General features: G+C 72.2%; 10 protein-coding genes and 1 pseudogene. 2 read left to right on the plus strand and 9 right to left on the minus strand.

The window, feature by feature from the left end; all coding sequences use genetic code 11:
• Positions 1 to 385 (plus strand): annotated as a pseudogene (locus tag ND748_RS16795) (transcriptional regulator); the annotation flags it as partial.
• A 48-nt stretch (positions 386 to 433) separates the two neighbouring features.
• On the opposite strand, the gene ND748_RS16800 reads toward ND748_RS16795, so the two are convergent.
• The 8 genes from ND748_RS16800 to ND748_RS16835 form a co-directional block, all read right to left on the minus strand.
• The gene (locus tag ND748_RS16800) at positions 434 to 1294 is read right to left on the minus strand and encodes a menaquinone biosynthetic enzyme MqnA/MqnD family protein (RefSeq protein ID WP_251746743.1); all 861 of its coding nucleotides are present in this window, start codon (positions 1292 to 1294) and stop codon (positions 434 to 436) included.
• Entirely contained in the window at positions 1291 to 1590 is a 300-nt protein-coding gene (locus ND748_RS16805; protein ID WP_251746744.1) for a DUF4229 domain-containing protein, read from the minus strand. Before ND748_RS16805 ends, ND748_RS16800 begins: the two co-directional genes overlap by 4 nt.
• Entirely contained in the window at positions 1590 to 1916 is a 327-nt protein-coding gene (locus tag ND748_RS16810) for a hypothetical protein (protein ID WP_251746745.1), read from the minus strand. The genes ND748_RS16805 and ND748_RS16810 overlap by 1 nt, the downstream gene beginning before the upstream one ends.
• A gap of 110 nt (positions 1917 to 2026) precedes the next feature.
• Positions 2027 to 3175 (minus strand): aminofutalosine synthase MqnE, encoded by a 1149-nt coding sequence (mqnE, locus tag ND748_RS16815; protein WP_251746746.1) that lies wholly within the window; start codon positions 3173 to 3175, stop codon positions 2027 to 2029.
• A gap of 398 nt (positions 3176 to 3573) precedes the next feature.
• Positions 3574 to 3846 (minus strand): hypothetical protein, encoded by a 273-nt coding sequence (locus ND748_RS16820; RefSeq protein WP_251746747.1) that lies wholly within the window; start codon positions 3844 to 3846, stop codon positions 3574 to 3576.
• 584 nt (positions 3847 to 4430) lie between these two features.
• Entirely contained in the window at positions 4431 to 5096 is a 666-nt protein-coding gene (locus ND748_RS16825; protein ID WP_374215948.1) for a UbiX family flavin prenyltransferase, read from the minus strand.
• Positions 5097 to 5197: 101 nt separating this feature from the next.
• Positions 5198 to 6154 (minus strand): menaquinone biosynthesis prenyltransferase MqnP, encoded by a 957-nt coding sequence (mqnP, locus tag ND748_RS16830; protein WP_251746748.1) that lies wholly within the window; start codon positions 6152 to 6154, stop codon positions 5198 to 5200.
• A 132-nt stretch (positions 6155 to 6286) separates the two neighbouring features.
• Positions 6287 to 7738, minus strand: a complete 1452-nt coding sequence (locus tag ND748_RS16835; protein ID WP_251746749.1) for a menaquinone biosynthesis decarboxylase — start codon at positions 7736 to 7738, stop codon at positions 6287 to 6289.
• Positions 7739 to 8133: 395 nt separating this feature from the next.
• Between ND748_RS16835 and ND748_RS16840 the strand changes: the two genes are divergently transcribed.
• Positions 8134 to 8502: a PLD nuclease N-terminal domain-containing protein gene (locus ND748_RS16840; protein WP_285902243.1), complete on the plus strand. Its 369-nt coding sequence runs from the start codon at positions 8134 to 8136 to the stop codon at positions 8500 to 8502.
• Between the two features lie 673 nt (positions 8503 to 9175).
• On the opposite strand, the gene ccsB is transcribed toward ND748_RS16840, so the two are convergent.
• Complete coding sequence (gene ccsB / locus ND748_RS16845) at positions 9176 to 10351, minus strand: c-type cytochrome biogenesis protein CcsB (RefSeq protein WP_251746751.1); 1176 nt, start codon at positions 10349 to 10351, stop codon at positions 9176 to 9178.
• Positions 10352 to 10477: the final 126 nt, after the last annotated feature.

Consider the following 10477-nt stretch of genomic DNA (forward strand, 5'->3'; position numbering starts at 1 on the left):
GACCGTCACCCCGCTGCACGGGCGGCCGGGGGCTGCCGGCCGCACCCCGCCGTTGCCCGCTCCCCCGGCGAGCGCCGCACCGCCGGCCAGGTCGGATCCCGTGGAGGGGCTGGCGTCGCCGGTCGGGTCGGCCGCGTCGGCGGAGGCGTTCACGCCGGCCGAATCCGGCCCGCAGCCGGAGGATCTGGCCGCCTTCGAACCCGCTCTGACCGGTAGAGAAGGCGGCGAATCACTCGACGAAATGCTGATCGCGCCCGGCGGGCGGGCTACGCCGCCGCGGCTGATCGCGCTGGTGAAGGGGCGCATCGCCCGCTTCGCGACGGCGAACACCCACCGAGCCGTTCCACCGTCCGGCATCTCCCACGCGTTTCGCCCCCCGGTCTGATCCCCGGGCTGGGGCCGGGCCCGGGCCGACGCGGTCGGAACGGGCCGGTCAGACCTCGGCGAACGTCATCGCTCGAAGCGGGGGGACATCGCCGCGGCGCGCGGCCTTGTCCGCGAAGGCGCGGATGCCCGCCTGCTGCCGTTCACCCAGCCGGAAGTCGAGGGTGGTGAAGTAGCGGGCCAGCGTCGCCGGGTCGAAGACCTCGAAGCGGGACGCCCGCGTCGCCACCTGGTCGACATCGCGCAGCGCGAGATCCAGCCCAGAACGAAATGCGTCGTGGACCTCCTTCACCGTCCCGGGATGCCGCTGCGCAAACGATTTGCGGGCTGCCCACACCGCGAAGACCATCGGCAGCCCGCTCCACTCCCGCCAGGCCGCGCCCAGGTCGATCAGGCCCAGGGGATGGCCCTCGCCGCCGCGTTCGGCATCGTAGGTCGCTCGCAGCGCCACGTCGCCGATGATCACCGCGGCGTCCGCCTCCCGCAGCATCGACGGCAGGTCGGGCGGCATCGTGACGTACGTCGGCCGCAGGCCGTGGCGTTCCTCCAACAGCATCCGGGCCAGCAGCACACTGGTTCGCGACGTCGAGCCGAGCGCGACCGTGCGGACCTCGGCGAGCGGCACCGCCGTGCTCAGCACGACGGACAGCACCGGCCCGTCAGAGCCGACCGCAAGATCCGGCAGGACGACGAGATCGTCGGCGTGCCGGAGGTACTCGACCAGGCTGATCGGACCGATGTCCAGATCGCCCGCGACGAGGGCCTCGTTGAGTCGATCGGGCGTGTCCTTGGTCAGCTCGATGTCGAGCAGCGCACCCGAGTGGACCAATCCCCAGTACAGCGGCAGGCAGTTCAGGAACTGGATGTGCCCGACCCGTGGCCGGGCTTCGGTGCCCACCGGCCCGGTCAACGCCGGCCGCCGTGACGGTTCTCCATCACGGCGACGACCGCGCGGCGCTGCCGCAGCGCCAGTGGATAGCTCATCAGCCCACTGATGACCAACGCCAGCACGAACGCGAGAAACCCGCCTGCACCCAGCAGCAGGACGACGGCAAGCACCACCCCGAAGAGCACCGCGCGGAGCGCAAAATATCGCAGGTTGATACCGGCCAGACGGCGATCCTTCGCGACCGCGGCCGCCGGCGCCGGGGCTCCCGCTGCCGCTGCCGGCCTCGGGCGTCGCGTGGGGCGTCTGCGCAGTTCCATCAGGACCTCCGCTTCTTCGTCGGCACCCAGCCGAGCCTGCGCAGCACGGTCGGGAAAAATCCCAACCCGAGGAAGACCACAAGCAGGCCGAGCAGGCTGGCCCCGCCAATCGGCAGACCGGCCCAGTCGAGCAGCACGTAGACCGCCACGCCCGGGACCAGGATCACCAGGAAGGCGAGCACGAAGATCGAACCGATGCCCGGCGCGCCGGGCGGACGGACCCGCGGAAGGGGACCGGGCCCGGCGCTCACGGACCCGGCGCTCGCGGACGTGACGCTCACGGGCCCGGCGGTCACGGACCCGGCGGTCACGGACGTGGCGGTCACGGACGTGGCGCTCGCCGTCGGAGGGCTCGCGGATGGAGCGCCCGTGGGCGTGGGCTGGCCCGCCGGGCAGGTGGGCATCGGGTCGTCCTTGCTGGCCATCGAATCCCGCCTCAGGCGTCGATCGAGGTGGGAATCTCGCGGCGGGCCGGATCGGGACCGTCGTAGGAGCGGATCTCCCGGTAGCGGGTGTCCCGCTCGACCGGCCGGAAGCCGGCGTCCCGGATGATCGACAGCAGATCCTCGCGCGTCATCGTGTTCGGGGTACCGAAGCGGTCCGCGTCATGCGTGATCTTGTACTCGACGACCGAGCCGTCCAGGTCGTCGGCGCCGAAGTTCAGCGCGAGCTGCGCCGTGGTCAGCCCGTGCATCACCCAGAAGCACTTGACATGGTCGACGTTGTCGAACAGCAGGCGGGAGACGGCGAACGTCTTCAACGCCTCCGCGCCGGTCGCCATCGGCTGGTTCATCAGCCGGTTGCGCGGGTCGCCGGAGGCGTCGTGCTGGAAGCGCAGCGGGATGAACACCGCGAAGCCACCCGTCTCGTCCTGCAGCTCACGCAGCCGCAGCACGTGGTCCACCCGGTGGCGCGGTTCCTCGATGTGCCCGTAGAGCATGGTGCAGGGAGTACGCAGACCCTTGGCGTGGGCGAGGCGGTGGATGCGCGACCAGTCCTCCCAGTGGGTGTTGTGGTCGACGATCCGCTGCCGGATCTCCCAGTCGAAGATCTCCGCGCCCCCGCCGGTCAGCGACTCCAGGCCGGCATCGATGAGCTCGTCGAGGATCTCGTCGGCGGGCAGGCCGCTGATCTTCTCGAACCAGTGGATCTCGGTGGCGGTGAACGCCTTGAGCGCGACGCCGGGCAGTGCCTTGCGCAGCTCCCGCAGCGAGCGGGGGTAGTAGCGCCACGGCAGCGTCGGGTGCAGGCCGTTGACGATGTGCAGCTCGGTGATGCCGGCCGGCTCCATCTCCCGGGCGAGCCGGACGGCCTCCTCGATGCGCATCGTGTAGGCGTCGGCCTCGCCGGGCTTGCGCTGGAACGAGCAGTAGGCACAGGACGCCGAGCAGACGTTGGTCAGATTCAGGTGCCGGTTGACGTTGAAGAAGGTCCGGTCACCGTTCTTCCTGGTCCGGACCTCGTGGGCGAGGCCGCCGAGCCAGGCGAGATCGTCACTGGCGTACAGCGCCACCCCGTCGGCACGGCTCAGCCGCTCGCCGGCGGAAACCTTGGCCTCGATCTCCCGTTTGAGCCCAGCATCCATGACATCCAGACTAGCCCGCGACACCGCCGGACCCGCGCGAGCCGGCCGAGCTGACCCGTCACAGCTAGCGCAGCCCCGCACGAGCCCCTCCCCGCCCTTCTGTCACTTTCTGCGACGTCAGGCAGGGTGCCTGAACGGGTCGCGGGACGGGCGACGGCTCGGGCATCGGCGGCGGATGCATGGGAGAGCGCCAACCTGTTCCTTCTGGGGGGTTCGGCGCCCGATTCGTCCCCCCAAAAGGAACAGGTAGCCCCGCGCCCATGCACACCGTCGTCGCGGGGGCGATGTCGGTGGGCCGTCCGGCGGCGAGGCGGGCGCCGGCTGGCATCACGCTCCGTCACCGAACACCGGAAGGAAACCGACGAGCGACCGCACGAGCCAGGCCGGTCGGCGTCCGGTTACGCGTCCTCGCCCCTGCTGCCGCCCTTGCCGGCCGCCGGTGGAGGTGGGAGCGGCCCGGTCGCGTCCCCGGCCGCCGCGGAGCGCTGGGCCGCCCGGCGCTGCATGCGCCCCAACGGCCAGGTCAGCAGGCCGGCGACCGCGAACCCGATCAGCACCGCGAGCAGCAGGTTCACCCCGACCACCGCGAGCACGACCGTGATCACCACGAGCGCGGCCAGCCGGATCAGGAAGTACGGCAACTGCACCCGCAGGTCGACGTCCTGCTGCACCGGCCGCTCCCGGGGCCCCGGCCTGCTCGCGCCCTGGGACCGACCACTGCCCGCCGAACGGCCGCCTCCCGACGATCGAGCACCACTCGAGGACGGACCGCCGCCTGTCGACGAGTTGCCGCCTGTTGCCGAGTCGGGGCGGCCCGTCGCGGCCGCCTTCGATCGGCCGGAACCGCGTCCCCGACCCTTCGCCGCTCCGCGCCCGTTAGTCGCCATGCCGCCCTCGATCCACCGAACTACTGAACTACTGAATTCCGCACCCACCGGGCCAGGGGCCACGACCCGTCGGCCCGGCTATGGGCCGTCGCCGCCCACTCTGCCCGCCCAGGCCCCGTCCCGGCCAGCCGGATCCCAGAAGTGGTACGGCGACGCGGAAGGTCCGCTTCCCGTCCTGCTACCACTTCCGGGACGGCTGGCGGGGTGGCTCCGGCGGGTCGCGACACAGGCCACGGCGGCGGATGCGTGGGAGAGCGGCTACCTGGCCCCTCCACAGGGTTCGGCGTCCGATTTGTCCATACGGAAGCACCACGTTGCTCCGCTCCCAGGCGACCCCCTCGACGGGCACTGCCGGTTCGGCCGTTCGGTCAACTAGTCCGGCGAGCGGCCTGGTCAGGGCGCCGGGCGCGGCCGAGCTCGCCGGTCCAGCGGCGGAACAGGTCGTGATCGACGCCGGCCGCGTCGAGTACCCGGCCGGCGACGAAGTCCACGAGGTCGGCGGCGGTGCGCGCGCCGGCGTAGAAGCCGGGGCTGGCCGCGGCGACCACCGCCCCGGCATCGTGCAGGGTGAGCATGTGGCGCAGCGTCGCACCCGTGTACGGCATCTCCCGCGGCACGACCACGAGCGTGCGGCCCTCCTTGAGGGTCACGTCGGCGGATCGCTGCAGCAGATCCTTGGACAGGCCGAGGGCGATCCCGGCGAGGCAGGCGGTGCTCGCCGGGACGACGATCATGCCGCGGGTCGGGTAGGAGCCACTGCTCGTCGGGGCGGCGAGGTTGCCGGGCGCGCGCACCGCGACGAGCCTCTCCACGGCGGCGGCCCAGTCGGGACCGGGCTCGCCGAGGGGTGCGGACAGCCAGCGTTCCAGCGGGTGCTTCCAGGCGGCGTCGTGCCAGGCGATGCCGGTCTCGTCGAGCAGGGTCAGCCGGGCGGCCCGGGAGAGCACCAGGTCGACCGGCAGACCGGCGGCGAGCAGGCCGCGCAGCACGGCGGCCGCGTACGGCGTCCCGCTGGCCCCGCTCACACCGACCACCCAGGGCACCCGTCTACCCCCCGCAGCGGGGTCGCGGTGCTCGTCATGCTCGCGGTGCTCGCGGTCGGAGGTGGTCACGGCAGTCGAGGGGCGCGGCCGGCTCAGGCGGACAGGCCGCGGCTGATCAGGTCGGCGACGGCGAACACGAACAGGGCGATGCCGACGAAGCCGTTCGCGGTGAGGAAGGCCCGGTTGACCCGGGAGAGGTCCTTCGGCGAGACGATCGCGTGCTCGTAGCTGAACGCCGCCGCGGTGACCGCGAGGCCGGCCCACCACCAGGCGCCGTTGTGCTCCATCAGCCCGTAGGCGACGAACAGCGCGAAGGTGACGACGTGGGTGACGGTGGAGCCGAACAGCGCGCCGCGGACCCCGAAGCGCGCCGGCACGGACCGCACGCCGATGCGGCGGTCGACCTCGGCGTCCTGGCAGGCGTAGATGAGGTCGAAGCCACCGATCCAGGCGCCCACCGCGAGGCCGAGCACGACCGCGGCCCACGACCAGTGGTTGGTGACCGCGATCCAGGCCCCGATGGGTGCGACGGCCTGGGCGATGCCGAGTACGGCGTGCGGGAAGTCGGTGAAGCGCTTGGCGTACGGGTAGATCACCAGGGGCGCCACCGCGATCGGGGCGAGCGCGAGGCACAGCCAGGACAGGGTGGCGGCGGCGGCGAGGAAGACGGCGAGGGCGACGACGGAGCCGACGACGGCGACACGCACCGACACGGCGCCGGTGACGAGCTCCCGGCCGGCGGTGCGCGGGTTGCGGGCGTCGATGGCGCGGTCGATGATCCGGTTCGCGGCCATCGCGAAGGTCCGCGCGGCGACCATGGCGACCGTGACGAGCCCGAGTGCCGTCCAGTGCACCGACCCGGACGCGGTGAACGACGCCGCGAGGGCGGCGATGTAGGCGAACGGCAGCGCGAAGACGGAATGCTCGATGGCGACGAGCCGCAGGAACGCCCGCACGTGCCCGATCGCCTGCTCCTGGCCGCCGCCGGCGCCTCCGCCGGGCCTGGCGGTGCCACCGGACGCGCCCGGCAGGAACGCCGCGTCACTCACCGCGGCCCCCGGCTCGAGTGGTGGGGTCGGACTTTCTTGCCCTTTGGGGGGCCTCGGCGTCCGATTCGTCCCTACCGAAGGGCAAGGAAGTGGGGAGAGGCAAGGAAGACGAGGAAGACGGAGTGGGGGTACTCAAAGGCCGTACTCCTTCCAGCGGCGGGTCACCTGGGCGCGGACGGCGTCGTCCATGACGATCTCCTCGGGCCAGCCGCCCTCGCGGCGGTAGCCCTCGGTCGGCAGCTTGCGCGTCGCGTCCACCCCGACCTTGCCGCCCCAGAACTGCTCGTAGGACGCGTGGTCGAGGTGGTCCACGGGGCCGATCGTGGTGATCAGGTCGTGGGCGTAGTCAACGTTGCCGAACGCCCGCCAGGCCACCTCGGCGTAGTCGTGGACATCACAGTCGGCGTCGACCACCACGATCAGCTTGGACAGCGACAGCAGCCCGGCGCCCCAGACCGCGTTCATCACCTTCTGCGCGTGCTTGGGGAAGCGCTTGTCGATGGAAACGATGCAGCAGTTGTGGAAGACGCCGGCCTCGGGCAGGTCGTAGTCGACGATCTCGGGGATCAGCATCTTGATCAGGGGGCGGAAGATGCGTTCGGTGGCCTTGCCCATCGGCCCGTCCTCCTGCGGCGGGCGGCCGACGACGATCGTCTGGAAGACCGGTTCGCGCTGCATCGTCATCACGTCGACATGCAGCGCCGGGAACGGCTCGACCGGCGTGTAGAAGCCGGTGTGGTCGCCGAAGGGGCCTTCGGGCAGCCGCGTGCCCGGCTCCAGCCAGCCCTCCAGCACGATCTGGGCGTTCGCGGGCACCCGCAGCGGCACGGACAGGCAGTCGACCATCTCCACCCGCTCGCCGCGCAGGTAGCCGGCGAACAGGTACTCGTCGATGTCGGCGGGCAGCGGCGCGGAGGCGGCGTAGGTCACCGCCGGGTCGCAGCCGAACGCGATCGCCACGGGCAGCCGCTCCCCGCGTCGCTCGGCGACGGCGTGGTGGGCGTTGGAGTCCTTGTGGATCTGCCAGTGCATACCGACGGTGCGCGCGTCGTGCCGCTGCAGCCGGTACATCCCGAGGTTGCGGGCCCCGGTCTCCGGGTGGCGGGTGTGGGTGAGGCCGAGGTTGAGGAACGCGCCGCCGTCGTTCGGCCAGGCGTGCAGGCCGGGCAGCCGGAACAGGTCGACGTCCGGTCCCTTGAACACGACGTCCTGGCACGGCGCGGTGCGGACCCGCCGCGGCGGGATCGAGGTGAGCGAGGCGGCCTTGCCCAGGGCGTCACGCAGCCCGGACAGGCCGGTCGGCAGCTCCGGGCGCAGCAGCGCGGCGAGCCGGTCGCCGATCTCGTCGAGGCGGTCGACCCCGAGCGCGGCGGCCATCCGGGCCTCGGTGCCGAACAGGTTGATGGCCAGCGGCATGTCGGCGCCGCGGGGGGACTCGAACAGCAGCGCCGGCCCACGCTCGCGGACCACCCGCGTCACGATCTCGGTGACCTCCAGGTGGGGGTCAACGGGCACGGAGATACGCCGCAGGTCCTTTCGCCGTTCGAGATGAGCGAGGAACGCGCGTAGATCCGCCCAGGCCATGCCTCCATCCTGGCAGCCGGCACGGCCGGCCGTCCGGCCTCCCACCCTCCGTCACCATGGAAACCCAAAAGGTCACGACGCGCCGCTGTCACGGTAAGCGGGCGGACGCCGGCGGCGGCCGATGGCGGACCGGCCGGACGTAGCCCGGGGCCGGAGGGCACACTAGGGATACACGGGCCGGCCATCACCGCGACATGTGCGCTCTCCGGGGAGGGCGCCACCCGCTCGTCTGCCCCCTTTGGCGATGCCGCGCAGGGCCGGGACTACACACCCGCCGACCGACGTTCATACCCGATATGTCGAACCGGATGTAATCGATCAAGGAGAGCGGAAGGAGCGACCAGCCTGTGCTGGGCCTCGCGCTGAGTTTCGTGTTCATCGGTATCTGGGCGTACATGATCGCTGACGTGTTCGGGACCCCGTCCGATGAGGTACGCGGTATGTCCAAACCAATCTGGATCGTGATCGTGGTTCTCTTCGGTGTGCTCGGTGCCGCCGCGTGGTACTTCTTCGGCCGGCCGCGGGCGAACGGGCTCGGAGCGCGGCCGCCGCGGCGCGCGGTCTCGGACCATCCGGCCTTCGGTCAGCGTTCGACGTGGGACGTCGACCGCCGCGAAGGGGGCCTGGGACGGCCCGGCTCGCGGATGGGTACCCGGCGCCCCGCCGTGCGCCCCAAGGGCCCGGACGACGATCCGGAGTTCCTCCGCGAGCTCGCGGACCGCATCCGCGGCGGCGACGCGGAGCCGCCGACCGCGCGCGGCTGACCCCGCTACCCGCCCCCAGGCCATACCCGCTCAGGGCATACCCGCCGAGTCACGCACCACACGCCCACGCCACACCCGCCGCCGGGCCGCACCACACCGCCCCAGCCGCGCGCTGGCACCGAGCCGCGTCACACCTCCCGAGCCGCGCGCTGGCACCTGGAGGTGTGCCCCGGCACCGAGGCGTGTGCCGACTTCGAGCCGCACGCACGCGGGCACGTAGGGCACCGTGCCACGTCCGTCGCAGCCGAGCTGAACCGACCTCGACCGGCCAGGACCGCCGCGAGGCGGAGTTCTGCTCGGCCGAAGCTCGGCGATTCGTCCGTGGGACCAGTTGCTGGAGGTCGATGACGACGGTTGCCGGGCAGGCGAACCGCAGCCAACCTCCGGCAACCGCGGACCGCCCAGACCAGTCAGGCCGAACCCGGCGGGCGCGCCGGTTGCGGCGCCGTTCTGCCCGGTCTGTGGCTGAGAACCGGCGCCGGCGAACCGTGCTCATCGCACCGCAACACGCTCACGTCGCAACCGGTCGTTACCGATGGACGATCGTGGCACGCTCGGCATGGACGCCGGCGCGCCCGCACCCCTGATCACCGATCATCATCTGAGCCGCGACCAGGGCCCCGAGGGCCGGCCGGCCGGCTCGGGGAACCCGAGCTCGGCGGCTGGGCGCAGGTCAGACGCCCGCGTAGGAGTGCAGGCCGGTGATGACGAGGTTCACCAGGTAGTAGTCGATGAACAGCGCGGTGAACGCGACCAGGGAGATGGCTGCGGCCCGCCGGCCCCGCCAGCCGGCGGTCGCCCGTGCATGCAGATAGGCCGCGTAGCAGACCCAGGTGATGAACGACCAGGTCTCCTTGGGGTCCCAGCCCCAGTACCGGCCCCACGCCGCCTCGGCCCAGATCGCCCCGGCGATGATCGCGAAGGTCCAGATCGGGAACGCGAAGGCGATCACCCGGTAGGACAGGGTGTCGAGAGCCGCGGACGACGGCAGGCGCATCACGATGCCGCCGCGGCTCTGCATCGCGCGACTGGCGTCGGCCCGGCCGGCGGCCACCTCGGCGAGCCGGCTCTCCCAGCGCTCCTTGACCAGGAACAGCACTGTGGTCACCGCGGAGATCAGGAACACGCCGCTGGACACGATCGCGCCGACCACGTGAATCTTCAGCCAGTACGAGTTGAGCGCGGGCACCAGGGGCCCGGGCGCGACGTAGAGCACCGTGCCGGCGAAACCGAGGTAGAGCACCACCGGCACCATGACGAAGACGCCCAGCCAGCGGACCCGCTGCCGGGTCATCAGGGCGAGGAACGTCGTGACCGCGATCAGGCAGATCATCGACGAGTACTCGTACATGTTGCCCCAGGGCACCCGGTCCGCGGCGATGCCACGGGTGATGACCGACCCCAGGTGCAGCCCCCAGCCCACCACCGTGAGCAGCACGGCGATCCGCCCGATCCACTGGGCGCGGGCGGGCACCTCGACGTCGCCGTCGTTGCCGGCGGTCAGGGTGTGGGCGGCGGTGTCCCGCTGGCGCACCGCCTCGATTTCCCGGGCGCGTGCCGCCGCGAGCGCGGCCGCGGCGGGATCGTTCGGGTCGATCTCCACACTGGACCCGGCGCCGGCGCCGGCACCCACGAGCACGGCCGGCCGACCGACCGCCGTACGGGCGGCGGGAACCTCCGCCGTCACCGCCGCCGTCGCCTCCGCCGTCACCTCCGCGGCCCCGTTGCGCGCGCCCAGGCGGCTGAACGCGAACTCGGCCGCGTAGCCGAGCATGGCCGCGGCGTAGACCGCCATACCGCTACCGAACAGATGATCGGAGAGGCTCGCTACGCCCTCGTTGACCGCCATCAGTGCTCCCGTTCGCTGGCGTTCGACGCGGCGCCACCGGCTGCGGTGCCGCGCGATTCCGTCGTGCTCGGCGCCGCGGCGCCGTCGCTCGCCACCGGCTCACCCGGCGGCGGTGACGCCTCGGCC

The sequence above is a fragment of the Frankia sp. AiPs1 genome (genome assembly GCF_023716945.1).
Taxonomy (GTDB): Bacteria; Actinomycetota; Actinomycetes; order Frankiales; family Frankiaceae; genus Frankia.